29 protein-coding genes, 2 tRNA genes and 1 other RNA gene are annotated in these 26,224 nt (G+C 70.2%); 21 read left to right on the forward strand and 11 right to left on the reverse strand.

Going from position 1 to position 26,224, the window contains the following annotated elements; all coding sequences use genetic code 11:
• Positions 1-7 precede the first annotated feature (7 nt).
• Positions 8-1,000, forward strand: a complete 993-nt coding sequence (locus tag Prum_RS20790; protein ID WP_246278003.1) for an NHL repeat-containing protein — start codon at positions 8-10, stop codon at positions 998-1,000.
• On the opposite strand, the gene Prum_RS20795 is transcribed toward Prum_RS20790, so the two are convergent.
• On the reverse strand, positions 997-1,710 hold the full coding sequence (locus Prum_RS20795) for a M23 family metallopeptidase (protein WP_173078055.1): 714 nt from the start codon (positions 1,708-1,710) through the stop codon (positions 997-999). The two genes, Prum_RS20790 and Prum_RS20795, sit on opposite strands and share 4 nt — an antisense overlap.
• A 102-nt stretch (positions 1,711-1,812) precedes the next feature.
• Here Prum_RS20795 and Prum_RS20800 point away from each other — a divergent pair, with 102 nt between their 5' ends.
• The 3 genes from Prum_RS20800 (at position 1,813) to Prum_RS20810 (ending at position 3,456) form a co-directional block, all read left to right on the forward strand.
• Positions 1,813-2,160, forward strand: coding sequence for a hypothetical protein (locus Prum_RS20800; RefSeq protein ID WP_173078056.1), 348 nt, complete (start codon positions 1,813-1,815; stop codon positions 2,158-2,160).
• A 335-nt stretch (positions 2,161-2,495) separates the two neighbouring features.
• Complete coding sequence (locus Prum_RS20805) at positions 2,496-3,014, forward strand: tRNA adenosine deaminase-associated protein (RefSeq protein WP_173078057.1); 519 nt, start codon at positions 2,496-2,498, stop codon at positions 3,012-3,014.
• Positions 3,007-3,456: a nucleoside deaminase gene (locus Prum_RS20810; RefSeq protein WP_281368945.1), complete on the forward strand. Its 450-nt coding sequence runs from the start codon at positions 3,007-3,009 to the stop codon at positions 3,454-3,456. The genes Prum_RS20805 and Prum_RS20810 overlap by 8 nt, the downstream gene beginning before the upstream one ends.
• Positions 3,457-3,494: 38 nt before the next feature.
• Here the strand turns inward: Prum_RS20810 and Prum_RS20815 are convergent, their stop codons facing one another.
• The 5 genes from Prum_RS20815 to Prum_RS20835 all read right to left on the reverse strand — a co-directional run bounded on the left by Prum_RS20815 (position 3,495) and on the right by Prum_RS20835 (position 7,567).
• Complete coding sequence (locus Prum_RS20815; RefSeq protein ID WP_173078058.1) at positions 3,495-4,415, reverse strand: type IV toxin-antitoxin system AbiEi family antitoxin domain-containing protein; 921 nt, start codon at positions 4,413-4,415, stop codon at positions 3,495-3,497.
• A 201-nt stretch (positions 4,416-4,616) separates the two neighbouring features.
• Positions 4,617-5,057 (reverse strand): acyl-CoA thioesterase, encoded by a 441-nt coding sequence (locus Prum_RS20820; RefSeq protein WP_173078059.1) that lies wholly within the window; start codon positions 5,055-5,057, stop codon positions 4,617-4,619.
• 5 nt (positions 5,058-5,062) lie between these two features.
• Positions 5,063-5,698, reverse strand: coding sequence for a TetR/AcrR family transcriptional regulator (locus Prum_RS20825; protein ID WP_173083954.1), 636 nt, complete (start codon positions 5,696-5,698; stop codon positions 5,063-5,065).
• A gap of 40 nt (positions 5,699-5,738) precedes the next feature.
• A complete protein-coding gene (locus Prum_RS20830) occupies positions 5,739-6,911 on the reverse strand; it encodes a sensor histidine kinase (protein ID WP_173078060.1) in 1,173 nt (390 codons plus the stop codon).
• Entirely contained in the window at positions 6,911-7,567 is a 657-nt protein-coding gene (locus Prum_RS20835; protein ID WP_173078061.1) for a response regulator transcription factor, read from the reverse strand. The genes Prum_RS20830 and Prum_RS20835 overlap by 1 nt, the downstream gene beginning before the upstream one ends.
• Before the next feature lie 107 nt (positions 7,568-7,674).
• Between Prum_RS20835 and Prum_RS20840 the strand changes: the two genes are divergently transcribed.
• The 4 genes from Prum_RS20840 to Prum_RS20855 are packed head-to-tail and all read left to right on the forward strand — an operon-like array spanning position 7,675 to position 11,097.
• Positions 7,675-8,205 (forward strand): hypothetical protein, encoded by a 531-nt coding sequence (locus tag Prum_RS20840; RefSeq protein ID WP_246278004.1) that lies wholly within the window; start codon positions 7,675-7,677, stop codon positions 8,203-8,205.
• The gene (locus Prum_RS20845; protein ID WP_246278005.1) at positions 8,202-9,269 is read left to right on the forward strand and encodes a peptidoglycan-binding protein; all 1,068 of its coding nucleotides are present in this window, start codon (positions 8,202-8,204) and stop codon (positions 9,267-9,269) included. Before Prum_RS20840 ends, Prum_RS20845 begins: the two co-directional genes overlap by 4 nt.
• On the forward strand, positions 9,266-9,919 hold the full coding sequence (locus Prum_RS20850) for an ABC transporter ATP-binding protein (protein ID WP_173078063.1): 654 nt from the start codon (positions 9,266-9,268) through the stop codon (positions 9,917-9,919). The genes Prum_RS20845 and Prum_RS20850 overlap by 4 nt, the downstream gene beginning before the upstream one ends.
• A gap of 29 nt (positions 9,920-9,948) precedes the next feature.
• On the forward strand, positions 9,949-11,097 hold the full coding sequence (locus Prum_RS20855; protein WP_173083956.1) for an ABC transporter permease: 1,149 nt from the start codon (positions 9,949-9,951) through the stop codon (positions 11,095-11,097).
• Between the two features lie 54 nt (positions 11,098-11,151).
• Here Prum_RS20855 and Prum_RS20860 read toward each other — a convergent pair whose 3' ends face one another.
• Both Prum_RS20860 and Prum_RS20865 read right to left on the reverse strand, forming a co-directional pair.
• On the reverse strand, positions 11,152-12,306 hold the full coding sequence (locus Prum_RS20860; RefSeq protein WP_173078064.1) for a sensor histidine kinase: 1,155 nt from the start codon (positions 12,304-12,306) through the stop codon (positions 11,152-11,154).
• Complete coding sequence (locus Prum_RS20865; protein ID WP_173078065.1) at positions 12,303-12,959, reverse strand: response regulator transcription factor; 657 nt, start codon at positions 12,957-12,959, stop codon at positions 12,303-12,305. The genes Prum_RS20860 and Prum_RS20865 overlap by 4 nt, the downstream gene beginning before the upstream one ends.
• A gap of 89 nt (positions 12,960-13,048) precedes the next feature.
• Between Prum_RS20865 and Prum_RS20870 the strand changes: the two genes are divergently transcribed.
• Genes Prum_RS20870 through Prum_RS20885 form a run of 4 tightly spaced genes read left to right on the forward strand, consistent with a single transcriptional unit; the run spans position 13,049 to position 16,462 of the window.
• Positions 13,049-13,582: a hypothetical protein gene (locus Prum_RS20870; protein ID WP_173078066.1), complete on the forward strand. Its 534-nt coding sequence runs from the start codon at positions 13,049-13,051 to the stop codon at positions 13,580-13,582.
• Positions 13,579-14,628: a peptidoglycan-binding protein gene (locus tag Prum_RS20875; RefSeq protein WP_173078067.1), complete on the forward strand. Its 1,050-nt coding sequence runs from the start codon at positions 13,579-13,581 to the stop codon at positions 14,626-14,628. Before Prum_RS20870 ends, Prum_RS20875 begins: the two co-directional genes overlap by 4 nt.
• Positions 14,625-15,278: an ABC transporter ATP-binding protein gene (locus Prum_RS20880; RefSeq protein WP_173078068.1), complete on the forward strand. Its 654-nt coding sequence runs from the start codon at positions 14,625-14,627 to the stop codon at positions 15,276-15,278. Before Prum_RS20875 ends, Prum_RS20880 begins: the two co-directional genes overlap by 4 nt.
• Positions 15,275-16,462, forward strand: a complete 1,188-nt coding sequence (locus Prum_RS20885) for an ABC transporter permease (RefSeq protein WP_173078069.1) — start codon at positions 15,275-15,277, stop codon at positions 16,460-16,462. The genes Prum_RS20880 and Prum_RS20885 overlap by 4 nt, the downstream gene beginning before the upstream one ends.
• 108 nt (positions 16,463-16,570) lie before the next feature.
• On the opposite strand, the gene deoD is transcribed toward Prum_RS20885, so the two are convergent.
• Entirely contained in the window at positions 16,571-17,278 is a 708-nt protein-coding gene (deoD, locus tag Prum_RS20890) for a purine-nucleoside phosphorylase (RefSeq protein WP_173078070.1), read from the reverse strand.
• Between the two features lie 67 nt (positions 17,279-17,345).
• On the opposite strand from deoD, the gene Prum_RS20895 reads away from it, so the two are divergent.
• Both Prum_RS20895 and Prum_RS55110 read left to right on the forward strand, forming a co-directional pair.
• Positions 17,346-17,432: transfer RNA gene (locus Prum_RS20895), tRNA-Ser, on the forward strand.
• A gap of 195 nt (positions 17,433-17,627) precedes the next feature.
• A complete protein-coding gene (locus tag Prum_RS55110; protein WP_173078071.1) occupies positions 17,628-17,795 on the forward strand; it encodes a DUF397 domain-containing protein in 168 nt (55 codons plus the stop codon).
• Here Prum_RS55110 and Prum_RS20905 read toward each other — a convergent pair.
• Both Prum_RS20905 and Prum_RS20910 read right to left on the reverse strand, forming a co-directional pair.
• Positions 17,752-18,516 carry a DUF6082 family protein gene (locus Prum_RS20905; protein WP_173078072.1) on the reverse strand — a complete coding sequence of 255 codons (765 nt, stop codon included), beginning with the start codon at positions 18,514-18,516 and terminating at the stop codon, positions 17,752-17,754. The genes Prum_RS55110 and Prum_RS20905 overlap by 44 nt on opposite strands.
• Positions 18,517-18,772: 256 nt before the next feature.
• Positions 18,773-18,860 (reverse strand) — tRNA-Ser (locus Prum_RS20910).
• 63 nt (positions 18,861-18,923) lie between these two features.
• Between Prum_RS20910 and ffs the strand changes: the two genes are divergently transcribed.
• The 7 genes from ffs (at position 18,924) to Prum_RS20945 (ending at position 26,222) form a co-directional block, all read left to right on the forward strand.
• Positions 18,924-19,017: signal recognition particle sRNA small type (ffs, locus tag Prum_RS20915), an RNA gene on the forward strand.
• A gap of 70 nt (positions 19,018-19,087) precedes the next feature.
• On the forward strand, positions 19,088-21,196 hold the full coding sequence (locus Prum_RS20920) for a DNA polymerase III subunit gamma and tau (RefSeq protein WP_173078073.1): 2,109 nt from the start codon (positions 19,088-19,090) through the stop codon (positions 21,194-21,196).
• A gap of 131 nt (positions 21,197-21,327) precedes the next feature.
• Entirely contained in the window at positions 21,328-21,660 is a 333-nt protein-coding gene (locus Prum_RS20925; protein WP_173078074.1) for a YbaB/EbfC family nucleoid-associated protein, read from the forward strand.
• A gap of 10 nt (positions 21,661-21,670) precedes the next feature.
• Positions 21,671-22,264, forward strand: coding sequence for a recombination mediator RecR (recR, locus tag Prum_RS20930; RefSeq protein ID WP_173078075.1), 594 nt, complete (start codon positions 21,671-21,673; stop codon positions 22,262-22,264).
• 240 nt (positions 22,265-22,504) lie between these two features.
• Entirely contained in the window at positions 22,505-24,169 is a 1,665-nt protein-coding gene (locus Prum_RS20935; protein ID WP_173078076.1) for an ABC transporter substrate-binding protein, read from the forward strand.
• 83 nt (positions 24,170-24,252) lie between these two features.
• Positions 24,253-25,257, forward strand: coding sequence for an ABC transporter permease (locus Prum_RS20940; protein ID WP_173078077.1), 1,005 nt, complete (start codon positions 24,253-24,255; stop codon positions 25,255-25,257).
• Positions 25,254-26,222, forward strand: a complete 969-nt coding sequence (locus Prum_RS20945; RefSeq protein ID WP_173078078.1) for an ABC transporter permease — start codon at positions 25,254-25,256, stop codon at positions 26,220-26,222. The genes Prum_RS20940 and Prum_RS20945 overlap by 4 nt, the downstream gene beginning before the upstream one ends.
• Positions 26,223-26,224: the final 2 nt, after the last annotated feature.

The following is a 26,224-nucleotide window of genomic DNA, read 5'->3' on the forward strand; positions in this document are numbered from 1 at the left end:
GAACGGTGTGGGCGACGGCGTACGTGGGCGACACCGTCTACGTCGGCGGCGACTTCACCACGGCCACCGCCGGGGAGCGTCCGTCGCGCGCGGCCGGCTGGCCGCGTTCGACGCCCGTACCGGCGCGCTGCGCTCCTGGGCGCCCAGCGCCGACGGGCGGGTCCGGGCGATCGCCGCGTCCGGCGGCCTCATCTACGTGGCCGGCGAGTTCGGGTACGTCAACGGCCTGCGCCGGGACAACCTGGCCCGACTCGACGCGGCCAGCGGTGCGGTGCGGGGCGGCTTGGTGCACAGCGTCGGCGGCCAGCCGTACGCCCTCGCGACCGGCAACGGACGGCTGTACGTGGGCGGAAGCATCAGCGCGGTGGACGGCCAGGCGCGGTACCGGCTCGCCGCGTTCGACCTCGCCACCGGGGCGCTGGACGCGAACTGGCGGCCGTCCGCCGGCGCCACCGTCCAGGCGCTGGCGGCCGCGGGGGACCGGGTCTACGTGGGCGGAAAGTTCACCGGACGGGTGGCCGCCGTCCATCCGGCGTCCGGGGCGGCCGACCCGAGCTTCCGGCCGCAGGCGAGCGACGAGGTCCGCGCGCTGGCGGTCACCGACGCCGGCGTGTACGCGGCGCACGGCGGTCCCGGCGGCCGGGTGGTGGCGTACGGCTTGGACGGCGCCGGGCGGTGGAACCTCACCATGGACGGCGACCCGCAGGCGATCACGGTGCTGGACGGCATCGTCTACTTCGGCGGGCACTTCGACAACGTGTGCCGCTCACCGCGTACCGGCTACAAGGGCTCCTGCCTGGACGGGTCGATCCGCCGCGTCAAGCTCGGCGCCGCGGTCGCGTCCGACGGGGAACTGCTGCCCTGGACAGCGAACGGCAACGGGAGCGCCGGCGTACACGCCCTGGCGACCAGTGCCGCGCTGGGCAAGCTGGGCGCGGGCGGGGCGTTCACGGCGATCAACGGGGCGCCGCGGGCGTACTTCGCGCAGTTCTCGCTCTAGGGCTCGCTCGGGCAGCCGTTGGACTTCTTCCACGAGGCCACCTTGTCGACCGGCGACTTGTTGGTCTTCTTGCGCCAGGCGTCCAGGAACGTCGCCGGCCAGACCACCCCGCGCCGGATCCACCAGTCGCCGGTGCGCTCGCACGGCGGCGAGATGCCGAAGTGCACGTGGCAGACGTTGTTGGCGTTGCCGGTCTTGCCGACCGTGCCGATCCGCTGGCCCGCCCGTACCCGCACGCCGGCCTCGATCCCGGACTGCACGACGGTGAAGTGGGAGCCGTAGTAGCGGACCCCGTCGTCGCCCAGCAGCGACACCGACAGGCCACCGTTGTACGGCCCCTGGACGCCCGTCTTCGAGTACTTGTCGACCCGGCTCACCTCGAGGACCTTGCCGTCGGTGACCGCGACGACCGGCTCGCCGCAGTTGGCGAAGATGTCCGTCGCCGGGTACGCGGAGTGAGTCGGGTGGTACGAAACGTTACTGGCGGCGACCGGGAAGACGTACTTCCACTTGGTGTTGGTCGTCGTGGGCGCCTCGGTGGTCTTCTTCGGTGTGGGCGACGCGCTCGGTGTGGGCAGCGCCGTCGTGGGCGCCGGTGTGGGCGCGGGCGTCGTCGCCTCCGGTGTGGGCGTGGTCGCGTCCTCCCAGGAGACCGGGGCGCTGGCCTCCGGTGACTCCTTCGCGCAGCCCGCCACCAGGGCGACCGCCATCACCGCGACTATCGACGCCGGTACCCGTCCCCGAAGAAGCACCCGGACATACTGGCAGACGAAGCTGGCTGGCGCGTACCCCGGTTTGGCTAAGCTGCTTTTATGGCGGACCTCTACCCGCGTACGCCGTCCGGGTTGTTTCCGTCCCGGCCGCCGCGCCCCACGTACCGCGAGCCGCACCGCGTTCGCGCGGGCGGGCTGACCGCTGGCCTGGGTGCGGGCGTCGCGTGGCTGCTCTTCATCGGACTGCTCGGCCGCGACCTGCGCGGCTACGTCTGGTGGACCGTGCTGGCCGGCGCGCTGGCGTGGGCGGCCGCGTGGACGCTCAGCCGGCAGGGCGATCGGGGCGTGGCCGCCGGCGTCGCGATCAGCACCGGCGTGGGGTGGTCGGTGGCCGCCGCGGCCATCGCCGTGCGGTGGGGGATGACCGGCGACTGGCCCCTTTGGTAAACAGTCTGTGTGGGGTTGATTGCGCCTCGCAGCCGGGCTTGACGAAGGGCGCCGGCGTTCGGCACCCTCGCGGCATGGCCTGGACAGTGCAGCGGCTCGACCCCGACCGAAGCCGCCGCCGGCTACAGCTCCTCGCGGAGCTCGCCAGCGCGAAATCGGTACGGGATCGTGAGCGCCCACGGCGTGCGCGCGGAGATCGGCTGCGTGAGCTGATCGCCATGCGCCGCCGGTTGGCAAGCTGACGTAATCCCTCCAGGCTCTTCATCGGGGCGTTGTACGGTCAGTCACCGACCCGAGCGGCTACCGTCACGCGTATCGGACAACTTGGGGGGACCGTGTCGTACTTCGCTGCTGCCGTCGCGCGCGGCTCGTCCGGGTGGACCGCGGCCGAGCTCGACCTGGCCGGCGCGGCCGACATCGACGAGGTCGCGGACCGGCTGCGCGACCTCGATTCCGAGGCGGACGTATCCCTGCTCTTCGTCGAGTCCGACGATGCCTACCTCGCCATCCTCCGCCTGGACCAAGGTGAGGACCTGCGCGTCTTCGGGTCAGACTCGGTATTCGCCGAGGAGTCCCGGCTGGGCGCGCTGCTGCTCGGCGACATCAAGGCACCCGCGCTCGAGATCGACGACGTGACCGAGCCACCGGCGCCGGTCGCGGACGACGACGAGCCGCCCGTCACCGAGCCGGACATCGAGCCGGTCGGCGACCCGGACCTGCTGGCCGATCTCGGCATCTCCGCGCACCAACTGCTGAGCCTGTGCGCGCACGAGGGCCTGATGCCCGCCGACGTGACCGCCGAGGTGTGCCAGGTGATCGGCTGTGGCGACCAGGTCGAAGAGCTCCGTGAGTGATCGCCGTGCCCGCCACGAGGCATGGATGCGCCGGGCCCTGGAGGTCGCCGGTACGTCGGGTGAGGACGTGCCGGTCGGGGCGGTAGTGCTCGGGCCGGACGGTGCCGAGCTGGGCGTCGGGCGCAACGAGCGCGAGCTGACCGGCGACCCGACCGCACATGCCGAGATCGTCGCCCTGCGCCGCGCCGCCGAGACCCGAGGCACCTGGCGCCTAGACGCCTGCACCCTGGTAGTAACCCTAGAACCCTGCACCATGTGCGCCGGCGCCCTGGTCCTGGCGCGCATAGCCACCCTGGTCTTCGGCGCATGGGAACCCAAAACCGGCGCCGTAGGCTCCCTATGGGACGTAGTCCGAGACCGCCGCCAACCGCACCGCCCGACGGTCTACCCCGAGGTCCTGGCCGACGACTGCGCCGCGTTGATCCGCGACTTCTTCCGCTAGCCCCACCCCTCCCCGTTGATCGGGGAGCGGGTCCCTGATCAACGGGAGATGCGGCCGCCAACGGCGAGTGCCTGGCGCACCGCCTGTACGACATAGCGCGGGTGGAGGGTGTCGGCCCACGTGAAGCGCACCAGGATGAAGCCGAGCGCGATCAACTGGTTCTGCCGGCGCCGATCGTGGAGCAACGCTTCGGGCCTACTGCGCACGTCCCTGCCGTCCGCCTCGACGAGTACGCCGCGGCTGGGCCACGCGAGGTCGGCGATGGCGACGAGGACGCCGCGCGCGTCACGCACCCGGAACTGGAGCTCCTCCGGTGTCAGACCGTCGTCGCGGCAGATGAGCCGTACCCGGGTCTCCAGCGGCGACTGGGCGCGTCCATCCGCGGCGGCGAGCGACTCCCGGGCCTGGATCGCGCCGCGCCGTCCGAAGACGAGGGCGCTGGCGGCGTCGAGGTGCTCCGGGCTGAGCAGGCCCGCGTTGAGGGCCGCGTCGAGCATCGCCACACCGTCCTCAAACGGCAGCCGGAGCAGCAGGTCCGCCGCCGTACGGGCGGGCGTGGTCACCGCGAGCCCGTCGACGGCGGTGACGTCCTCCTCGGCGAGGACGAGCTGCCGCGCGGTCAGGCCCGGCTGGTCGAGGCGCCGCCCGGCGGCGGGAAGCGAGACCTGGACGGTGGGATCGTCGGGCAGCACCGGCCAGCGGTACAGGATGCCGGCGCTGGCCAGTATGGCGACCGCCGCGGGACCGCAGGACAGCAACGCGGCCCGGATCCGTTGGCGGTCCGGCATGAGCGTTGGCCAGGTGAAGTAGACGCCGCGAAAGACCGGGCGCCAGCGTCCACCCTTCACCAGGCGATCCACCGCCCCGGCCGAGAAGCCGAGGGACGCGCACTGCGCCGCGGTGATCAGTCCACCCTGGTCCGCGGCGATCGCGGTCGCGAGGTCGAGTCGGGAGGCCACGGCTGGGCAGCCTGCCCACCGCGACGGCGTCTGTACACACCGTTGCCACTGGCCTGTGGATAACTTGGGTGCCTGTGGATAACGCCCTGATCATGCGGAAATCTGCTACGGAAGATCCCGATGATCAGGGACAAGCTCCCCCACCACGCCGCAACACGCCCGAGCTATTCCCTGATCACCGGGGAGGGTCAGCGGGGAGGGTCACCGGAGGAGGGTGGAGGCCACGGCGCGGGCGGACTCGGTCCAGGGGGTGGGGCGCATGGTTGCGGGGTCCAGGCGGACGATCGCGCGGCGGCCCTCGGCGTAGACCACCGTGGCGTCTGGGGAGTGGAAGCGGAAGCCGTACTCTGCGCTGGTTTCGCCCAGGTGGTTGAGCCAGAAGTGGACGTGGACTTCGCCGGCGCCGCGGATGGGGCGGTGGTACGTGATAGCGAACTCGCGTACGGCGTGGAAGAGGTCGGGCGTGGACGGGCCGTTGTGGTCGAAGTAGTGGCCGCGCTCCGTCCAGTACGGCGTGACCGCCCGTTCCAGCAGTACGGCGTACCGGGCGTTGTGCACGATGCCCATCGCGTCGAGGTCGTCGAAGTAGACCGTGATCGGCTCGACGTGGCCGTATTCCACGGCGGTTGCCAGGTCAGTCATTGGCTTCATGCCTCCGGAAGCAGGGTCGGATCGGTGCACAGGCCGCGCAGGCGTTCCAGCACGACGCGCCAGGCCAGGGGGTAGACGACTTCGGGGGACAGCAGCCGGTACTGCATGACGGCGGCGACGCCTACCGCCTCCACCTCGTACGCGAGCATCGCCACGTCGGTGTCCGGCCGCAGCTCGCCCTGCTCGACGGCCTGGCGGGCGAGCAGCTCGACGTACTCCATCCACTCGGCGTGGGTCTGCGCGATCCGGTCGTACACCGGGCCGGAACGGGCGTTGTACTCGAACTTCGCGTTGGCGAAGAAGCACCGCCCGGGCAGCGTCTGGGACGCGTAGAAGTCGAGGCGGGAGACGTGCAGCGCCCAGAGCCGGCGCGCGCCGCGCGGGGCCGTGCGGGCCGGGGCGATCACCTGCTCCTGCCACTGCTCGCGGGCCCGCTCGACGGTGGCCAGCTGGAGGTCTTGCTTGGAGCGCCAGTGCGCGAAGAGGCCGGACTTGCTCACGCCGAGGGCCTCGGCGAGCTGGGCGAGGGACAGCCCGTCGAGCCCGGACTGGGTGGCGAGCGCCACCGCGGTGTCCAGCACCGCCGTCCGGGTCCGCTCGCCGCGGGCCAGGCGCCCGTCTGTCGAGACCATCACCCGGTCAGCATATGAATAAGACCGACCGGTCGTAAACCTAGTTTGCCGGAAGAGTGACCTGCACCACGAGCCCGCCGCCGTCCCGCGGTACGGCGTGCACGTCGCCGCCGTGCGCCCGGGCCACCGAGCGCACGATCGACAGGCCGAGCCCGGTGCCGCGGGCCGAGCCGACCCGGTCGGTCAGCCGGCGGAACGGCTCGAACAACCCCGGGATCTCGTACGCGGCGACGACCGGGCCGGTGTTCGTCACGCTCAGCCGGGTGCGGTCGCCGTCCCTGGCGCACATCACGTGCACCCAGCCGCCCGAGGCGTTGTAGCGGACCGCGTTCTCCACCAGGTTCTGCGTCAGGCGTTCCAGCAGCACCGGGTCGCCGGACGTGGTCGCCGGCCGCAGCTCGTGCCGGACCTCGACGCCCGGCGACGTGGTCTGGTCCAGCACGTGGCCCGCCACCTCGGCCAGGTCCACCGGTACGGGATCCGTCACCTGCTGCTCCGACCGGGCCATGGTGAGCAGGCCGTCGATCAGGCGCTCGTGCCGGGCGTTCACCTCCAGCAGCGTGTCGCCGAGCTGGCACAGCTGCGGCGGGGCGTCCGGGCGGCCCATCGCCACCTCCAGCAGCGTGCGGTTGATCGCGAGCGGGGTGCGCAGCTCGTGCGAGGCGTTCGCCACGAACCGGCGCTGACCGTCGAACGACGCGTCCAGCCGTTCCAGCATGCCGTCGAACGTGTCGGCCAGCTCGCGCAGCTCGTCGCGGGGGCCGCCGAGCGCGATCCGCTCGTGCAGGTTGCGGTCCGCGACGCGGCGGGCGGTCGCGGTGATCTGTTGGATCGGCCGCAGGGTACGGCCGGCCACGAGCCAGCCGAGGTACACGCCGACCACCGCCACCCCGCCGAGTGCCAGCGCACCCCACTGGAGCAGGCTGTTCAGCGTCTTCTCCCGCAGGTCGAGCTGGACCTGCTTGGCGAACGCCTCCTTCTTCGCGATGGCGTCGACATCCTCCGAATTGACGATCTTGGCTGCCCCGCCTGCCTTGGCCGGCGCGGCGACGGCGACACCGCCGTTGTACACGACACCCGGGCTGACCTGCTGGCGGTCCAGGGCACCGGCCAACAACAGGTACGTCACGGTCAGCAGCGCCGCGCCGACCAGCAGAAAGAGCCCGCCGTACAGTGCGGTCAGCCGTACCCGGAATGTCCAGCCGCGGATCATCATGGAATCTGGTACCCCACTCCCGGAACGGTCTCGACCACCTGAGGCGAGCCGAGTTTGCGACGCAGCGTCATCACCGTGACCCGGACGACGTTCGTGAACGGGTCGATGTTTTCGTCCCACGCCCGCTCCAGGAGCTGCTCGGTGCTGACCACGGCGCCACCGGCCCGCAGCAGCTCCTCCAGCACCGCGAACTCCTTGCGGGACAACGCGACGAACTGCCCGTCCCGGAAGACCTCGCGGCGGCCCGGGTCGAGCGCGATGCCGGCGCGTTCCAGCTTCGGCGGCGCCGCCGGCCGGGCGCGCCGCCCCAGCGCCCGTACGCGGGCCACCAGCTCCACGAACGCGAACGGCTTGACCAGGTAGTCGTCGGCGCCCAGGGCGAGCCCGGCGACCCGGTCCGGCACGTCGGCGGCCGCGGTGAGCATCAGCACCCGGGTCTCGCCGCCGGCGGCGACCACCGCGCGGCACACCTCGTCGCCGTGCACCAGCGGCAGGTCGCGGTCCAGCACGAGTACGTCGTAGTCGTTGACGCCGAGCCGCTCCAGGGCGGCGTCGCCGTCGTACACCACGTCGACGGCCAGCGTCTCCCGCCGGAGCCCCTCCGCGATCGCGTCGGCCAGGAGCTCCTCGTCTTCCACGACGAGTATCCGCACGGGCCAATGGTGCCCGGCCCAGTGATAAGGCGGCCATAAGCATTCGCGCTGATGCCCCTCTTACGGCGCGGGGAGTGTGCTGCGTGAACAAAGAAGGGAGTAGCGAAATGAAACGAATGCTCATCGCCGTACCCCTGCTGATGGTGCTGGGGACGGCGCTGGCCGGATGCGCGGGCGCCGAGGACGACGGGCCCGACGTGGCGACGGTCGCCGGCACCAAGCCGGCGCCCAGCGCGAGCGCGAGCGTGGCGGCCGACGACGAGGAACGCAGGAAGCAGTTCACCGACTGCATGCGGGCGAACGGCGTGGACATGGACGACATGAAGGTGGAGGGCGGGGGTGTGGCCATCCGTGCCGACAAGAAGGAGACGTCCGAGGCGATGGAGAAGTGCCGGCAGTTCCTGCCGGATGGCGGCGAACCGCCGAAGATGTCGCAGGAGGACCTGGAGAAGCTGCGCCAGTACGCCCAGTGCATGCGGGAGAACGGTGTGCCCGAATTCCCCGATCCGGACCCGGACACCGGCGGCGTCGGGGTGATGGTCGGTGGCAAGAACGGGTCCAAAAAGGAGATTGAAGCGGCCAACGAGAAATGCAAGGACAAGATGCCCCAGATGGGCAAGGTCAAGGAGGCGCAGTGAGGCGGGGGGCGATCTTCTCAGGGGCGGCGGTGGTCGCGGTCGCCGCGGCCGGCGCGGCCGCCGTCGGGTTCGGCGGAGGCGGATCCGACGGTACGGCGGAAGCGAGTCAGCGGCCGGCCGCCACCACCAAGGTGACCCGGCAGACCCTGGTGGCGGCGACCACAGTGGAGGGTGAGCTGAGCTACGGCGAGCAGGTGCCGCTGGAGTCCCGCGCCCAGGGCACGGTCACCTGGCTGCCCGCGGCCGGTGCCACGGTCAAGCGGGGCGGCACCTTGTTGCGCGCCGACGACCGGCCGGTGGTGCTGCTCTACGGGGCGCTGCCGCTGTACCGGGCGCTGTCGACCGGCGTCGAGGGCAAGGACGTCAAGCAGTTCGAGCAGAACCTGCGCGCGTTGGGGTACACGGGGTTCACCGTCGACGAGGAGTTCACGGGCGCGACGGCGAGTGCGGTCAAGGAGTGGCAGGAGGACCTCGGTGTCGACGAGACCGGCACGGTCGACTCGACCCTGGTGGTGTACGCGCCGAACGCCGTACGGGTGGCCGACGTGAGCTCGCGCGTCGGGTCGTCCGCGTCCGGCGAGGTGTTCACGTACACCGGGAGCACCAAGGTGGTCACCGTGTCGGTCGACGCGGGCGAGAGCGACTGGGCGGTCAAGGGTGCGGCGGTCACCGTGACGCTGCCGGACGGCAAGGAGATCGCCGGCAAGGTCGCGTCGGTCGGCACCGAGGCGAGCACGGACGACAGCGAGGACCAGCCGCCGAACGACACCGGCACCGACGACGCCCAGATCGAGGTCACCGTGTCCATCGTGGACCAGCGGGCGCTCGGCAAGCTGGACCGGACCCCGGTGGACGTCGCGTACGTGGCGCAGGAGCGCAAGGACGTGCTCACCGTGCCGGTCGCGGCGCTGCTGGCCCTCGCCGAGGGCGGCTACGGTCTGGAGGTTGTCGAGGGCGGGACCAGCCGCTACGTCGGCGTGCAGACCGGGCTCTTCGCCGACGGAAAGGTCGAGGTCAGCGGCGACGGGGTGACCGAGGGCATGACGGTGGGTCTGCCGAAATGATCACTCTGGAAGCCGTCTCCAAGGTGTATCCCGGCGGGGTGACCGCGCTCGACGAGGTATCCCTCGGCGTGGCCGCCGGCGAACTGGTGGCGCTCGTGGGCCCGTCGGGGTCGGGCAAGTCGACGATGCTGCACGTGATCGGCACCCTCGATCGGCCCTCGTCGGGCCGCGTCAGCATCGACGGGTACGACATCGCCGACCTCTCCGACCGCCAGGTGTCGGCGCTCCGGTCGTACCGGATCGGGTTTGTCTTCCAGCAGTTCCACCTGGCCGCCGGGGTGCCGGCGGTGGACAACGTCGCCGACGGCCTGCTCTATGCCGGCGTGCCGCTGCGCAAGCGGCGGCGGCAGGCGCGGGCCGCGCTGGAGCGCGTCGGGCTGGCGCACCGGCTCGACCACCGCCCGCACGAGCTGTCCGGCGGCGAGAAGCAGCGGGTCGCGATCGCGCGGGCGGTGGTCGGCGAGCCGGCGATCCTGCTGGCCGACGAGCCCACCGGCAACCTGGACTCGGCGTCCGGGGCGGCGGTCATGGCGGTGCTGCACGACCTGCACGCCGGCGGTACGACGGTCCTGGTGATCACGCACGACCACGAGATCGCCGCTGGGCTGCCGCGCCAGGTGCACATGCGGGACGGGAAGGTCCAGTCGTGAGGCCGGCGCGACTGTCTCCTGTGGACGTGATGCGGGTCGGGGCGTCCGGGTTGCGCACCCGGCCGCTACGGGTGTTTCTCTCCGCGCTGGGCATCGCGATCGGCATCGCCGCGATGCTGGCCGTCGTGGGCATCTCCACGTCGTCCCGCGCCGAGCTGGACCGCACCCTGGACCGGCTGGGCACCAACCTGCTCACCGTCGGGCCCGGCCAGACGCTCTTCGGCGACGACTCGCGGCTCCCCAAGGAGTCGCTGGCGATGGTCGCGCGCATCGGCCCGGTGCAGTCGGTCAGCGCGGTCGGTCGGGTCGACGTGCCGGTGTACCGCAACGACCGCATCCCGAAGGGCCAGACCGGCAGCATCGCCGTGTACGCCGCGCAGCCGAACCTGCTGGAGACCGTCGCTGGCGAGGTGGCGACCGGGAGCTGGCTGTCCACGGCCACGGCCGAGTACCCGGGCGTGGTGCTCGGGGCCACGGCGGCCCGCCGGCTCGACATCCGCCAGCCGGGGGTGCGGGTGTGGCTGGGTGGCCAATGGTTCGGCGTGGTGGGCATCCTCGCGCCCGGCCAGCTCGCGCCGGAGCTGGACGGCGCGGCCCTGATCGGTTGGCCGGCCGCCGCGTCGGTGCTCGGGTTCGACGGGCACCCGACGACCATCTACACCAGGTCTGCCGAGAACGCCGTGGAGGACGTCCGGGCCGTGCTGGCCGCGACGGCCAACCCGGAGCAGCCCAACGAGGTGAAGGTCTCCCGGCCGTCCGACGCGCTGGAGGCCCAGCGGGCCACGGACGCCACGCTCAACGCGCTGCTGCTCGGGCTGGGCGCGGTCGCCCTGCTTGTGGGCGGGGTCGGCGTGGCCAACACGATGGTCATCTCGGTGCTGGAACGGCGTGCCGAGATCGGCCTGCGGCGCTCGCTGGGCGCGACCCGCGGGCAGATCAGGACGCAGTTTCTGGCCGAGTCGCTGCTGCTGTCGGCGCTCGGCGGGCTGGGCGGCGTTCTGCTGGGCGTCGCGGTGACGTCGGCGTACGCCTTCTCCCAGTCCTGGCCGACGGTGGTGCCGCTGGTGGCGACCGCTTGCGGGCTGGGCGCGACGGTGGTCATCGGCGCGGTGGCTGGGCTGTACCCCGCAGTCCGCGCCGCCCGCCTGGCGCCCACTGAGGCGCTCGCCGCGCCTTAGGGAGTGCAAGGAAGGGCACCTTGTTATCGCTTTTTGCATAACAAGGTGCCCTTCCTAACCGCTGGGCGGGAGGGTGACCTGGACCACCAGGCCGCCGCCCTCCCGGGGTGCGGCGTGCACCGTGCCGCCGTGGGCGCGCGCCACGGCCCGCACGATCGACAGCCCCAGCCCGAAGCCCCGGCCGCCGTCCACCCGCTCCCGGGTGAGCCGGCGGAACGGCTGGAAGAGCGTCTCGATCTCGTACCCGGGGACGGCCGGGCCGGTGTTGGTCACGGTGAGCACGGCCCACCCGTCGACCGTGCCGGTGGTGACGGCCAGCCAGCCCTGGGGCACGTTGTGCCGTACGGCGTTCTCCACCAGGTTCTGCGTCAGCCGTTCCAGCAGGATCGGGTCGCCGGCCGTGGCGGCCGGGTCGAGCTGCCGGATGACCTCCACCTCGGGCGCCTTGGTCTGGTCCACGACGTGACGGGCGACCTCGGCCAGGTCGACGGGGGAGCGCTCGGTCAGCTCGTTCTCGGCGTCGGCGAGGGTGAGCAGGCCGTCGATCAGCCGTTCGTGCCGCTCGTTGACGGTCAGCAGCGCCTCGCCGAGCTGTTTGGTCTCCGCCATCGCCCCCGGCCGGGTCACGGCCAGCTCCACGAGCGCCCGGTTGAGGGCGAGCGGCGTACGCAGCTCGTGCGAGGCGTTTGCCACGAAGCGGCGCTGGCCGTCGAAGGAGCGGTCCAGCCGTTCCAGCATCACGTCGAACGTGTCGGCCAGCTCCTTGATCTCGTCGCGGGGGCCTTCCAGGGCGATCCGCTCGTGCAGCCCGCGGCCCGCCCCGTCGGCGCCGGCGATCCGCCGGGCGGTGTCGGTGATCTGGTGCAGGGGTTGCAGGGCCCGCCCGGCCAGCACCCAGCCGAACCCGCCCGCGATCGCGCCGACGCCGAGCAGCGCCACGCCGCCCTGGGTGAGCAGCGAGTTGAGGGCGTCGTCGCGGACCTGCTCGCGCTCGGCGCGCGCCGCCTCGAAAGCCTCCTGGAGGGCGGGGTCCATGCCGAAGGTTGTCGCCAGTTGCTGGAAGCGGGCGCCCATGGCGTTGTCGTCGCCGGGACTGCGCAGGCTCTGCTCCACCAGCAGGTACGTCACGCCGAGCAGCAGCGCCCCGGCGAGGAAGAAGAGGCCGCCGTAGAGCACGGTCAGCCGTACCCGAATCGTCGAGCGCTTCATGGCACGCGATACCCCACTCCCGGCACGGTCTCCACCACCTGTGGCTCACCCAGCTTGCGGCGCAGCTTCATCACGGTGACCCGGACGACGTTCGTGAACGGGTCGATGTGCTCGTCCCAGGCCCGCTCCAGGAGCTGCTCGGCCGAGACCACCGCGCCGCCGGCCCGCAGCAGCTCGGTCAGCACGGCGAACTCCTTGTTGGCGAGCGGCACGAACCGCCCGTCCCGGAAGACCTCGCGGCGGGCCGGGTCGAGGCGGATGCCGGCCCGCTCCAGCACCGGCGGCGCCGCCGGGCGGGCGCGCCGCATCAGGGCGTGCACCCGCGCGGACAGCTCCACGAACGCGAACGGCTTGACCAGGTAGTCGTCCGCCCCCAGGCCCAGGCCCGCGACCCGGTCGCGGACCCCGGCCGCCGCGGTCAGCATCAGCACCCGGGCGGGTGCGCCGGAGTCGACGATCGCGCGGCACACCTCGTCGCCGTGCACCACGGGCAGATCCCGATCGAGTACGACCACGTCGTACTCGTTGACGCCGAAGCGCTCCAGCGCGGCCTCGCCGTCGTAGACGACGTCCACCGCGAACGCCTCGCGGCGCAGCCACTCCGCGACCGCGTCCGCCATGATCTCCTCGTCCTCGACCACCAGGATCCGCATGCCTCCATGGTTGCCCGGCGGTGGATAACGCGGCCGTTAACTCATCGGGTTACGCCGGGGTTATCAGTGACTCGCTTCACTTCCGGAACATGAGAAGACTCCTGATAGTCGCGTTCGCGGCGGCGCTGGTCGCCGGCTGCGGCGGGACTGACACCGACGACGGCATCGCGACCGCGTCCAACAACCAGGCCAGCCCCACGACGAGCGCCAGCGCCAGCGCGAGCGACGGCGATCAGGGCCGCAAGTTCGCCCAGTGCATGCGGGACAACGGCGTACCCGACTTCCCCGACCCGGGCCCGGACGGCAATTTCCAGGGGTCTGGAGCGATGCGCGACATGTTCGAGAACGACGCGGCGAGGAAGGCGCTTGAGGCGTGCCGCGATCTCGCGCCCAACGGCGGTGAGCAGCGGGAGCTGGATCCGGCCCAGCAGGAGCAGTTGCGGCAGTGGGCGCAGTGCATGCGCGACAACGGCATCGACGTTCAGGACCCGGACCCCAACAGCGGCTCGCTCTTCGGCGGCGGTGGCGAGCAGCCGTCGTTCGACATGGACGACCCCAAGTTCCAGAAGGCCATGGAGGCATGCCAGGACAAGTTCACCTTCCGTCCGGGGCAGGGCTCATGAGGCGGAGTGCCCTGCTGGGCGCCGGGGGCGTGGTGCTGGTGGTAGCGGCCGGTGCCGCCGCCGCGGTGGGCTTCGGTGGCGCCGACGCGTCGACGACCGAACGCAGCGGCCTGCCGCCCGCCACCGCGACGGTCACCCGCGCCACCCTCACCCAGACCGAGACGGTGGACGGCACCCTCGGGTACGGCGACGCGACGGCCCTCAAGGCGCGCGGATCGGGCGGGACGCTCACCTGGCTCCCGGCCGAGGGCGCGGTGGTGAGCCGGGGCAAGCCGCTGTACGAAGTGGACGGCGATCCCGTCGTACTCCTCTATGGAGGAACGCCGCTCTACCGCACGCTGTCGTCGGGCGTCGAGGGCGCGGACGTGAAGCTCTTTGAGCAGAACCTTTCGGCGCTCGGCTATGACGGGTTCACTGTGGACGACGAGTACACGTCGTCCACGGCGGACGCCGTCGAGCAGTGGCAGGAAGACCTGGGCCTCTCCGAGACCGGCACCGTGGGGGTCGGCCAGGCTGTGGTCGCATCCGGCAAGCTCCGCGTCGCTGACCTCCAGCTCAGCATCGGCGACCCGGCCAACGGGCCCGTGTTCACCTACACCGGCACCACCCGGATCGTCAGCGTCGACCTGGAGGTGGACAAGCAGCAGCTGGTGAAGAAGGGCATCGCGGCCAGCGTCGAGCTGCCGGACGGCAAGCGCGTGCAGGGCAAGGTGTCCTCCGTCGGCACCGTGGCTGTCAAGTCATCCTCCGGAAACGAGGAAACCACGACGGTTGACGTGACGGTCACGCTGGCCGACCAGAAGGCGCTCGGCACGCTCGACGAGGCGCCCGTCGACGTCGTCCTTACGGCCGAGCAGCGCAAGGACGTCCTCACCGTGCCGCTCAACGCGCTGGTCGCGCTCGCCGAGGGCGGGTACGGCCTGCAGGTGGTCGAGGGCGCCACGACCCGGTACGTGGCCGTCGACACCGGCATGTTCGCCGGCGGCAAGGTGGAGGTCTCCGGCGACGGGCTGGCCGAGGGCATGGTCGTGGGGGTACCCAAGTGATCGCCCTGGCCGGGGTCTCCAAGACCTACCCGGGGGGCGTGACGGCGCTCCGTGAGGCTTCCCTATCGATCGCCGCCGGCGAGCTGGTCGCGATCGTCGGGCCTTCGGGGTCGGGAAAATCCACGATGCTCCACATGATCGGAACGCTCGACCGCCCGTCGTCCGGCCAGGTCACCATCGACGGGTACGACGTGTCGACGCTCTCCGACCGTTCGCTGTCCGCGCTCCGGTCAACCCGGATCGGTTTTGTCTTCCAGCAGTTCCATCTGGCCGGCGGCGTGCCGGCCGTGGACAACGTGGCCGACGGACTGCTCTACGCCGGCGTGCCGCTGCGCAACCGGCGGCGTCGCGCGGTGGTCGCCTTGGAACGCGTCGGGCTCGGGCATCGCCTGGACCACCGGCCACACCAGATGTCCGGCGGGGAGCGGCAGCGGGTGGCCATCGCCCGCGCGGTGGTCGGCGAGCCGCCGATCCTGCTGGCCGACGAGCCGACTGGCAACCTTGACTCGGCGTCCGGGGCGGCGGTGATGGCGCTCCTGCGCGACCTGCACGCCAGCGGCACGACCGTCGTCGTGATCACGCACGACCGGGACATCGCCGCTTCGCTGCCCCGGCAGGTGCACATGCGCGACGGGCAGGTGGTGTCGTGAAGCCCGCTCGCCTGGGTTTTCTCGACGTCCTCAGGGTCGGGGGGTCGGGGCTTCGCTCCCGGCCGCTGCGCGTCTTCCTGTCCGCGCTGGGCATCGCGATCGGCATCGCCGCGATGCTGGCCGTCGTGGGCATCTCCACGTCGTCCCGCGCCGAACTGGACCGCACCCTGGACCGGCTGGGCACCAACCTGCTCACCGTCGGGCCCGGCCAGACCTTCTTCGGCGAGGACTCGCACCTCCCCGACGAGGCGATCGGCATGATCGACCGGATCGGCCCGGTCGAGTCGGTCAGCGCCACCGGCAACGTCGACGCGAAGGTGTACCGCAACGACGAGATCCCCGCCGCCCAGTCCGGCGGCATCGGAGTACGCGCCGCCCGTACCGACCTGCCCGGCACGGTGGGCGCGACCGTGGCGAGCGGCACCTGGCTCAACGACCGCACCGCCGAATACCCCGCCGTCGTACTCGGCTCCACCGCGGCCGACCGGCTCGGCGTGGCCCTGGCCGGCCCGTCCGTGCAGGTCTGGCTGGGGGAGCGCTGGTTCACGGTGGTGGGCGTACTGGACCCGGTGCCGCTGGCCCCGGAACTGGACACAGCCGCGCTGATCGGCTGGCCGGTCGCCGCGTCGGATCTCGGCTTCGACGGGTACGCCACGACCGTCTACACCCGTACGACGGAGACCTCCGTGGAATCCGTCCAGGCGGTGCTCGCCGCGACCGCCAACCCGGAGAACCCCAACGAGGTCGAGGTGTCCCGCCCGTCCGACGCGCTGGCCGCCAAGCAGGCCACCGACGAGGCCCTGAACGGCCTGCTGCTCGGCCTGGGCGCGGTGGCGCTCCTGGTCGGCGGCGTGGGCGTGGCCAACACGATGGTGATCTCGGTGCTGGAACGCCGTGCGGAGATCGGGCTGCGCCGGTCGCTGGGCGCCACGAGAGGCCAGATCCGCCTACAGTTCCTGGCCGAGTCCCTGCTGCTGTCGGCGTTGGGCGGCCTGGCAGGCGTCCTGGTCGGGATCGCCGTCACCGCCACGTACTCCTGGACCCAGGAGTGGCCCACGGTAGTCCCGGCCTGGGCCATGGGAGGCGGCCTGCTGGCCACCCTCATGATCGGCGCCATAGCGGGCCTCTACCCCGCCGTCCGCGCCTCCCGCCTCTCCCCCACCGAAGCCCTATCCACCCCCTAGCCCCACGCGCGCTCGCGCTCCGCGCGCGCCGGGGCGTTGATCAGGGAGCGGCTCTGGCGTGTCGCGGCGCGGCGCCGGAGTCACTCCCTGATCACGGGGATCTTGGGGTCAGGCGATGGCGGTGTCCAGCGCCACCTGGACCATCTCGGTGAAGGTTTGTTCGCGTTCCTCGGACGTGGTGCGTTCGCCGGTCTTGATGTGGTCGCTCACGGTCAGGATGGTCAGCGCCCTAGCCTTGAAGCGCGCCGCGATCGTGTACAGCGCGGCGGACTCCATCTCCACGGCCAGCACGCCGTAGTCCGCCAGCGTGTCGTAGAGGTCAGGGCGGTCCGTGTAGAACGCGTCGGCGGCCAGGATGGGGCCCACGTGCATCTGGATGCCCCGCCGCGCGGCCACGTCCACCGCAGTGCGGAGCAGGCCAAAGTCCGCCACCGGCGCGTAGTCGATCAGGCCGTCGAAGCGCATCCGGTTCATGTTCGAGTCGGTCGACGACCCGATCGCCGCGATCACGTCCCGCAGCTTGATCGACTCGGACAGGGCGCCGCACGAGCCGACCCGGATGAGGGTGTTGACGCCGTAGTCGTTGATGAGCTCGTGTGCGTAGATCGACGCGGACGGCATGCCCATGCCGGAGCCCTGCACCGACACGCGCACACCCTGGTACGTCCCGGTGAAGCCGAACATGTTCCGCACCGTCGAGTAGCACTTGGCATCCTCGAGGTACGTCTCCGCGATCCACTTGGCCCGCAGCGGGTCACCCGGCATCAGGACCCGCTCAGCGATCTCGCCCGGCTTCGCGCCGATGTGCGTACTCATGGGAGCGATCCTGCCAGGCGGCATACCGCCACGACCGCGCCCCCGGCGGTCGGGTACCCTTCTTCGCGGTGGTGTGTCCGAGTGGCCTAAGGAGCACGCCTCGAAAGCGTGTGAGGGTGCAAGCCCTCCGCGGGTTCAAATCCCGCCGCCACCGCTCCTAAGCAGGTCGAACGCCTGGCTGGCCCGACGGACCGGCCAGGCGTGACGCGCTCCGCTCGGCGTGTCGAGCGCGTCATGGGGCTGTTGATCTTTCTATCAATGCCACGATGTGTCCGTCCACATTGGTCAGACGCAGGAGATCACGTTGGCCCACCAACCCCACCTCGCCTGGTATCGAAGCGGCCGATGTGTGAGTGAGGCTCACTGCGCGGAGATAGCCTTCCATGAAGATCGGGTTTGGTTCCGCAACTCGCAGCAGCCTGAGACCGTCCTGACCTTCGAACTGCCGGTTTGGGCCACGTTTGTCGCCGCGGCTAAGGCTGGTGCTCTGGAGGCGCCGCCAACTGGCCAGCTCTAGGGGCAGGCTGCGGCGAGGCGTTCGCCGGCCAATGCACCTCCCGGACAAAAGGGGCATGGTTGCGGCGTTGGTGCTCGCTGGGAGGCTCGAATGGGCGAGACGGTGGCCCGGCGGTGACCGCCTTTACGTACTCATCGTTAATGATCCGATAGAAGGAACGCTCTTGCGGGCGTGCATTCGATCTCAAGCCGCCAAAGCGTTGCCAGTAAAGCCGCGGTACCTCGCTGTCGAATAGCGTTCGGGCATATGTCCGGATTTGATCCTCCGAAACTTGCTGGTTTTCCCATGTGTGCGACCACACCATCAGTATCAAGTTAACGTAGTAGAAGAAGCGCTCGTCTACTTCCGGTGGGCTTACCCGAGGTCCCCAGCACTGTCCATAGGCCGGGTCGTCCATCGCGACCTTGAGAAGGTTAAAGGTCATTTCGCGCTGCAACCACAACCGGTCGTGCCGCAGTTGGCTGCGCTGGAGCAGCAACGACACAGAGACCGCGACCAACGCCAGCGTGGCTAGCAGAGCGGACACCGGGCCGTACGCTTCGCCGATTTCGCTCAGCCGCGACCAATCCTGATTGCTTCGGTTCAACGAACCGACAAGCATGGGGGAGAGGAGAAAGCCCATGGAGATCGCGACAGAAGCCGCGACGGCAATAGCGGCAGTCGCGATCTTCTTGATGTTTCCGCCGACTTCGGGCGCCAGATCAAGCTTGCGAATCGTCATCGCCGCCCCCTGTGTCGTCGGACCTTGCTAACTCCATTTTGCCTATGCGCGCAACAGGAAGGTGTTTTTGATCTGTTCACGTCGTTCATTCACGGCGGATATCGTCGTGGTCTCTTGGATGGCACCCTCAATGGCGGGTGGTGGAGATCACACGGAGTGGGTCGGCGCCGCGGGCGTGATCGCTGGCCCCAGGAACCAGGCGACGCCATCCGACGCGGTGCCCGGGGAAGCTGAGGGCCTCCTGGGCCGCTGAGCGTGGCGGAGGATACGAGATTCGAACTCGTGAGGGGTTGCCCCCAACACGCTTTCCAAGCGTGCGCCCTAGGCCTCTAGGCGAATCCTCCGCGGGACACGATACAGGTACGCCCACCGCCGACGCGCAACCGGCACCACCGGGTACAGTGGGCAGCGCCCCTCGTGCGGCGTACACCCTGTGAACCTCCCCAGGGCCGGAAGGCAGCAAGGATAAGCGGGCTCTGGCGGGTGCACGGGGGCCTCTTTCGTGTCATACCCCGGTGGCAACCTATGGGGCAGCCGGGGAGAATGGCGCGGTCGAGAGGAGGCGGGGAGAGTGGCACTGGCGCTCTACCGCAAGTACCGGCCGCGCACGTTTGCCGAGGTCATCGGCCAGGAGCACGTTACCGAGCCGCTGTCTCAGGCGCTGCGCAGCGGTCGCCTGCACCATGCATACCTGTTCTCCGGTCCGCGTGGCTGCGGTAAGACCAGCAGCGCCCGCATCCTGGCCCGCTCGCTCAACTGTGCCCAGGGTCCGACGCCCGAGCCGTGTGGCCAGTGCGAGTCGTGCAAGTCCCTGGCGAACGATGGCGCCGGCTCCATCGACGTGATCGAGATCGACGCGGCCAGCCACGGTGGCGTGGACGACGCGCGCGAGCTGCGGGAGCGGGCGTTCTTCGCGCCGGCCAGCAGCCGCTACAAGATCTACGTGATCGACGAGGCGCACATGGTCTCGTCGGCGGGCTTCAACGCGCTGCTCAAGCTGGTCGAGGAGCCGCCGGACTACGTCAAGTTCATCTTTGCCACGACCGAGCCGGAAAAGGTGCTCGGCACGATCAAGTCGCGTACGCATCACTATCCGTTCCGGCTGATCCCGCCGGGTGTGCTCCGGCCGTACCTGGAGCAGCTCTGCGCGGCGGAGAGCGTCAAGGTGGAGTCGGCGGTGTTTCCGCTGGTGGTGCGGGCCGGGGGTGGCAGCGCGCGGGACACGCTGTCCGTGCTCGACCAGCTGATCTCCGGTGCGGGGCCGGAGGGCGTCACGTACCCGCGGGCGGTGGCGCTGCTCGGGGTCACGGATGTGGCGTTGATCGACGAGATGTGTGACGCGCTGGCTGCCGGTGACGGGGCCGCGGCGTACGCGACGATCGACCGGGTGGCCGAGGCCGGTCACGATCCGCGGCGGTTCGCGTCCGACCTGCTGGAGCGGCTGCGGGACCTGATCGTGTTGCAGCAGGTGCCCGACGCGGCGACGAAGGGGCTGATCGACGGGCCGACCGACCAGATCGAGCGGATGGTCGCCCAGTCGCAGCGGCTCGGCCAGGGGACGCTGTCGCGGTGCGCCGACATTGTCCACAACGGGCTGGTGGAGATGCGCGGCACGACCGCGCCGCGGTTGCTCCTGGAGCTGATCACGGCGCGCATGCTGCTGCCGGGCACCGACAGCGGCGGCGACCTGCTCCAGCGGCTGGAGCGCATGGAGCGCCGGATCACGGCGGGCGGCGGCTACGAGGGCGGCAACGAGAAGCTCAGCGACGAAGGCAGCCGCCCCAGCGTCCAGGAGGTGCGGCCGCCCACAACGCCCGCACCGCCCACAAAGACCGCGCCGCCCGCGCCGCCGGTAGCGGAGGCGCCAGCGGCCCAGCCCGAGGCGGTGACGGTGCCCGCGCCGGCAAAGCCGGTCGTCGCGGTCATGGACGATCCGGCGACCCCCGAGCCGGAACGCCCCGGCAGCCGCCCGCCGGCGCAGCTCGACGTCGCCGGCGTGCGCCAGGCGTGGGACGAGATCCTCGGCATGGTCAACGATCGCAGCAAGCGGATCGCGGCCTTGGCCCGCAACGCGACCGTCCGCGAGTTGGACGGTGAGGCGCTGGTGCTGACGTTCCAGCATCCGGTGCACGCGCAGATGGTGGCCAAGGAAGCCAGCGTCATCACCGAAGCGATCTACGAGGTGCTCGGGGTCCGCTGGGAGGTCCGCTGCGAAATGGCGGGCGACCAGCGAGCCACCCCCATGCAGCCGCCCAAAGCGATCCCGCCGCCACAAAAGGCAGCGCCAGCGCCGCCGCCGAAGCCGGCGACCAGTGACGACTGGCCCGAGCCGGCGCGCCCCGGAGGTGCCGCCGCCCAGGCGGGAGCGGCTGGCAAGCCGCCCGAGCCGGAGCCCTCACAGACCAACGGGCTCGCCGCGGCGAGGGCCGCTGCGGCGGGACGGGTTGGGCGTACCCCTGCTGCTGCTGTCAAGACCGCGGACAGTTCGTTTGCCGGCGAGCCTCCTTACGACCCGGAGTTTGACGGTCCGCGGCCGAAGGCCGCCTATGAGGGCTTTGACCCCGGGGATGAGCCGACCGACGATGTGGTCGACGAGCGGACCGCGCGGCAGAGCAGCGAGCAGCAGGCCATGCAGTTGTTGCAGCAGACCTTCGGCGCCGAAAAGATCGGCGAGGTTTAGGGCATGTCTGGCGGATCTTTGTGGAGCTGCGGCGGGTGCCGCCGGACGCCGCCTGGACCTCGCCTCGCACCCACAAGATCCACCAGACATGCCCTAGGCTGGCATCGAATCGATGAACTGAGGAGACGGCGATGCGTCCCGGTGGACAGCCCAATCTGCAACAGCTCATGAAGCAGGCGCAGAAGATGCAGGAGCAGCTCGCGGAGGCACAGGCCGAGCTGGCCGAGGCCGAGGTGACCGGCACGTCCGGCGGTGGGCTGGTGACGGTGACGATCTCCGGGTCCGGCGAGGTCAAGTCGGTGAAGATCGATCCCAAGGCGGTCGACCCGGACGACGTGGAGACGCTCGAAGACCTCGTGCTCGCGGCGGTGCACAACGCCAACGACGCGGTGCGCAAGCTGACCGAGCAGAAGATGGGGCCGGTCACCGGCGGTATGGGCGGCCTCGGCCTGCCCGGCTTCTGAACGGACGGGAATGTACGAAGGCGCCATCCAGGACCTGATCGACGAGTTGGGCCGGCTCCCCGGTGTGGGGCCGAAGAGTGCTCAGCGGATCGCGTTTCACGTCCTGTCAGCGGATCCGATCGACGTCAACCGGCTGGCCACCGCGCTGCGGAGGGTCAAGGAGCTGGTGCGGTTCTGCACGACCTGTTACAACGTCGCCGAGTCGGAGCAGTGCCGGATCTGCCGTGATCCGCGCCGCAGCGACGAGGTGCTGTGCGTGGTCGAGGAGCCCAAGGATGTCGTGGCGATCGAGCGGACCGGTGAGTTTCGCGGGCGTTACCACGTGCTCGGCGGGGCGATCAATCCGCTGGAGGGCATCGGCCCGGACAACCTGCGCATCCGCGAGTTGATGGCGCGGCTGAGCGCGGGCACGGTCAAGGAGCTGATCCTCGCCACCGACCCCAACACCGAGGGTGAGGCGACGGCGACCTACCTGGCGCTGATGGTCAAGCCGATGGGCATCTCGGTGACCCGCCTGGCCAGTGGCCTGCCGGTCGGTGGTGATCTTGAGTACGCCGATGAGATCACGCTCGGGCGGGCCTTCGAGGGGCGCCGAGCGGTCTGACAGCGCGCCGGTGAAACACTCTCTTCATGTAACAACTTGGCATCGACTAAATTGGGACAAACGGCTTGTTTGGTCTCGGTCAGTCGATCACCAACGCATGGTCCGTGGCGACTAGGACACGATCCGGTACCAACCCCTTATCGGGCGGTTTCCGGCCAGTAAGAACGCCCGCTAGTGTCCACGCCATCGGTGACCTCCGTCACCGCGTATGTCCGTACCCATAGGACGAGGTGAAGCACCATGCGTGCATCAAGGCCGAAGGCCGCGATCGCGGCCGTTGCGGTCGCCGCCCTCGCGGTAGCTGGCTGTGCCGAAAGCGATCGCGACGAAGGCTCGGGCCAGAGCACGAAGGACACCTTGGTCTTCGGTGTCGCCGGGGATCCCAAGGTGCTCGACCCCAGCCTTGCCAGTGATGGCGAGTCGCTGCGTGTCGCCCGGCAGATCTTCGAGACCCTGGTCCGGCCCGAAGAGGGCGGTACGAAGGTCTCGCCCGGCCTGGCGGAGAGCTGGACCCCGGACGCGACCGGCACGGTGTGGACGTTCAAGCTGCGGTCGGGTGTGAAGTTCCACGACGGCACGGACTTCAACGCCGAGGCCGTCTGCGTGAACTTCAACCGGTGGTACAACTCCGCGGGTCTGATGCAGAGCCCGGACGTCACCGCGTACTGGCAGGACATCATGGGCGGCTTCGCGAAGAGCGAATCCCCCGACCTGCCGCCGAGCCTCTTCAAGTCGTGCACGGCGAAGGACGCGACCACCGTCGACCTCGCCTTCACCCGGGTCTCCAGCAAGATCCCGGCCGCGCTGATGCTGCCCTCGTTCTCCATCCACAGCCCGCAGGCCCTGCAGCAGTACGACGCCAGCAACGTCGGCGGCAGCGCGGACGACATCAAGTACCCGTCGTACGCGATGGAGCACCCGACCGGCACCGGCCCGTTCAAGTTCAAGAGCTGGAACATCGCCGACAAGACGCTCACCATCGAGCGCAATGACGCCTACTGGGGCGACAAGGCCAAGCTCAAGACCCTGATCTTCCGGACCATCTCCGACGAGAACGCCCGCAAGCAGGCGCTGCGGTCCGGCGACATCCAGGGGTACGACCTGGTCGGTCCCGCCGACGTCGAGCCGCTCAAGGGCGAGGGCTTCAACGTGCTGACCCGGCCCGCGTTCAACATCCTCTACCTGGCCATCAACCAGAGCGGCAACCCGAAGCTCAAGGACCTCCGGGTGCGGCAGGCGATCGCGTACGCGCTGAACCGCAAGGCGCTGGTCGACTCCAAGCTGCCGCCGGGCGCCGAGGTGGCGAAGGAGTTCCTGCCGCCCACCGTCGAGGGCTGGAACGACCAGGTCACCACGTACGACTACAACGTGCAGAAGGCCAAGGACCTGCTCGCCCAGGCTGGCGCGTCCAACCTGACCCTGCGCTTCCACTACCCGACCGAGGTCACCCGGCCGTACATGCCGAACCCGAAGGACCTCTTCGAGCTCGTCGCGGCGGACCTGAAGGCGGCCGGCATCACGGTGCAGGCGATCCCGCTCAAGTGGAGCCCGGACTACCTGAACGCGACGACGTCGGGCAACAAGCACGACATCCACTTCCTGGGCTGGACCGGTGACTACGGCGACGCCTACAACTTTATCGGCACCTTCTTCGACCGGCCGAAGGACGAGTGGGGCTACAACAACCCCGACCTGTTCGCCAAGTTCAAGAAGGCCGACGAGACCGCGGACGCAGCCGCCCGCGTCGCGCTCTACAAGGAGCTGAACGCGGACATCATGAACTTCCTGCCGGGCGTGCCGATCTCGCACTCTCCCCCGGCTCTTGTCCTCGGTAAGGACGTGACCGGCGTAAAGGCAAGCCCGCTCACTGACGAGCGGTACGCCAGCGCCGAGTTCAAGTCCTAAATATATATAGATAGGAACGCGTGGGCGGGCACTCACCAGGTGCCCGCCCACGCGGGCCCGCTTAGTCACCCGCCGAGGCGCCCGTGTTCCGATTCATCGTCAGACGGCTCCTGCAGCTCATCCCCACGCTGTTCGGACTGTCCATCCTGCTCTTCATCTGGCTGCACCGCCTGCCGGGTGGCCCCGAGACCGCACTGCTGGGCGAGCGCGGCACGCCCGAGATGCGCGCCCAGATCCGCCACAACCTGGGCCTCGATGAGCCCATCCTGATCCAGTACGGCCGCTTCGTGAAGCGGCTCATCAGTTTCGACCTGGGCACCTCGATCGCCACCAAGCGCGAGGTCACGACCGAGTTCGTGGAGCGCTTCCCCGGCACCGTCGAGCTGACCATCACGGCGATGACGATCGCGATCGTCATCGGCATCCCGCTGGGCTACCTGGCGGCGCGGCGGCGGGGCTCGTTTCTCGACCACGGCTCGGTCGGTGGCTCGCTGCTCGGCACCTGCATCCCGATCTTCTTCCTGGCGTACGTCCTCAAGGCGATCTTCGCGGAGAACCTCGGCTGGTTTCCGACCATCGGTCGGCAAGACCCCACGATCGAGGCCACCCACATCACGAACTTCTTCGTCCTGGACGGGCTGCTCACCCGCGAGTGGGACGCCGCCGCCGACGCGATCTGGCACCTGGTCCTGCCCGGCATCGCGCTGGCCAGCATCCCGCTCGCCATCATCGTGCGGATCACCCGGGCCAGCGTGCTGGAGGTGCTCGGCGAGGACTTCGTCCGCACCGCCGAGGCGAAGGGCCTCACCGAGCGCGTCGTACGCCGGCGGCACGTGCTGCGCAACGCGATGCTCCCGGTGGCGACCTCGATCGGTCTGCTCACCGGCCTGCTGCTCTCCGGCGCGGTGCTCACCGAGACGGTCTTCGCGTTCAGCGGGATCGGGGCGTTCATCTACGACGCGATCAACAATCTGGACTACCCGGTGCTCATGGGCTTCATCATGATCATCGCGTTGGTCTTCGCGCTGGTGAACCTGGCGGTCGACGTGTCGTACAGCCTGATCGACCCGAGGGTGAGGGTCCGATGACAATCGCACCGGGCCGCAAGAAGGCCGAGAAGCTTGACCGGCTGGCTGAGCTGTCCGCCGTACGCGACGACGAGCAGGGCGTCAGCCTCTGGCGGGAGGCGTGGCGCCGGCTGCGGCGCAACCCGTCCGCCATCGTGGGCACCGTGATTCTTGTGATCTTCGTGCTGGTCGCGGTCGTCGGCCCGTTCCTGGTGCCCCACGACCCGGTCGACCCGTCCGGTATCCGCGAGGGCGTGATCAGGGCGGGCTTGATCCCCGGCCCGTCCGCGGAGCACTGGTTCGGGTATGACCACCAGGGCCGGGACGAGTTCAGCCGGCTGATCGTGGGCGCTCGGCAGACGCTGCTCGTGGGCATCGTCTCCACGCTCATCGGCCTGACGATCGGCGTCCTGATCGGGGGCGTCGCCGGCGCGTCGGCGGGCCTCGGTGGCCGCTGGGGTCGCCTGGTCGACAGCACCCTGATGCGGATCGTCGACATGCTGCTGTCGCTGCCGGGGCTGCTGCTGGCGGTGAGCATCGCGGCGCTCCTCGGCCCGAGCCTCGTCACCGTGATGATCGCGGTCGGCGTGGTGTCGGTGCCGATCTTCGCTCGGCTGCTGCGCGGCTCCATGATCGCCCAGGCCAACCGGGACTACGTGCTCGCGGCCAGTTCGCTGGGCGTACGCAAGTCGAAGATCGCGATTAGCCATGTCATACCGAACTCGCTCGCGCCGGTGATCGTGCAGGCGACCCTGACCTTGGCCACCGCCATCATCGAGGTGGCGGCCCTGTCGTTCCTCGGGCTGGGCAACACCGACTCGGCCCAGCCGGAGTGGGGCCTGATGCTGGCGGACGCGCAGGATCAGCTCAGCGTCCGGCCGGCACTGGCGATCTACCCGGCCGTGGCCATCATCATCACCGCGCTGGGCTTTACCCTCCTCGGCGAGGCGATGCGCGAGGCCCTCGACCCGAAGCTGCGGAGGTAGCT

Origin of the sequence: Phytohabitans rumicis (genome assembly GCF_011764445.1) — a bacterium.
In the GTDB taxonomy this organism is placed as follows: domain Bacteria; phylum Actinomycetota; class Actinomycetes; order Mycobacteriales; family Micromonosporaceae; genus Phytohabitans; species Phytohabitans rumicis.

What these genes read in the sequence shown, in the direction of transcription:
- Prum_RS20795 (WP_173078055.1), bottom strand. Translation starts at nt 1,710, where the DNA reads ATGGCGGTCGCCCTGGTGGCGGGCTGCGCGAAGGAGTCACCGGAGGCC.
- Prum_RS20800 (WP_173078056.1), top strand. Translation starts at nt 1,813, where the DNA reads ATGGCGGACCTCTACCCGCGTACGCCGTCCGGGTTGTTTCCGTCCCGG.
- Prum_RS20820 (WP_173078059.1), bottom strand. Translation starts at nt 5,057, where the DNA reads ATGACTGACCTGGCAACCGCCGTGGAATACGGCCACGTCGAGCCGATC.
- Prum_RS20825 (WP_173083954.1), bottom strand. Translation starts at nt 5,698, where the DNA reads ATGGTCTCGACAGACGGGCGCCTGGCCCGCGGCGAGCGGACCCGGACG.
- Prum_RS20830 (WP_173078060.1), bottom strand. Translation starts at nt 6,911, where the DNA reads ATGATCCGCGGCTGGACATTCCGGGTACGGCTGACCGCACTGTACGGC.
- Prum_RS20840 (WP_246278004.1), top strand. Translation starts at nt 7,675, where the DNA reads ATGAAACGAATGCTCATCGCCGTACCCCTGCTGATGGTGCTGGGGACG.
- Prum_RS20850 (WP_173078063.1), top strand. Translation starts at nt 9,266, where the DNA reads ATGATCACTCTGGAAGCCGTCTCCAAGGTGTATCCCGGCGGGGTGACC.
- Prum_RS20855 (WP_173083956.1), top strand. Translation starts at nt 9,949, where the DNA reads ATGCGGGTCGGGGCGTCCGGGTTGCGCACCCGGCCGCTACGGGTGTTT.
- Prum_RS20860 (WP_173078064.1), bottom strand. Translation starts at nt 12,306, where the DNA reads ATGAAGCGCTCGACGATTCGGGTACGGCTGACCGTGCTCTACGGCGGC.
- Prum_RS20865 (WP_173078065.1), bottom strand. Translation starts at nt 12,959, where the DNA reads ATGCGGATCCTGGTGGTCGAGGACGAGGAGATCATGGCGGACGCGGTC.
- Prum_RS20870 (WP_173078066.1), top strand. Translation starts at nt 13,049, where the DNA reads ATGAGAAGACTCCTGATAGTCGCGTTCGCGGCGGCGCTGGTCGCCGGC.
- Prum_RS20875 (WP_173078067.1), top strand. Translation starts at nt 13,579, where the DNA reads ATGAGGCGGAGTGCCCTGCTGGGCGCCGGGGGCGTGGTGCTGGTGGTA.
- deoD (WP_173078070.1), bottom strand. Translation starts at nt 17,278, where the DNA reads ATGAGTACGCACATCGGCGCGAAGCCGGGCGAGATCGCTGAGCGGGTC.
- Prum_RS20905 (WP_173078072.1), bottom strand. Translation starts at nt 18,516, where the DNA reads ATGACGATTCGCAAGCTTGATCTGGCGCCCGAAGTCGGCGGAAACATC.
- Prum_RS20925 (WP_173078074.1), top strand. Translation starts at nt 21,328, where the DNA reads ATGCGTCCCGGTGGACAGCCCAATCTGCAACAGCTCATGAAGCAGGCG.
- recR (WP_173078075.1), top strand. Translation starts at nt 21,671, where the DNA reads ATGTACGAAGGCGCCATCCAGGACCTGATCGACGAGTTGGGCCGGCTC.
- Prum_RS20935 (WP_173078076.1), top strand. Translation starts at nt 22,505, where the DNA reads ATGCGTGCATCAAGGCCGAAGGCCGCGATCGCGGCCGTTGCGGTCGCC.
- Prum_RS20945 (WP_173078078.1), top strand. Translation starts at nt 25,254, where the DNA reads ATGACAATCGCACCGGGCCGCAAGAAGGCCGAGAAGCTTGACCGGCTG.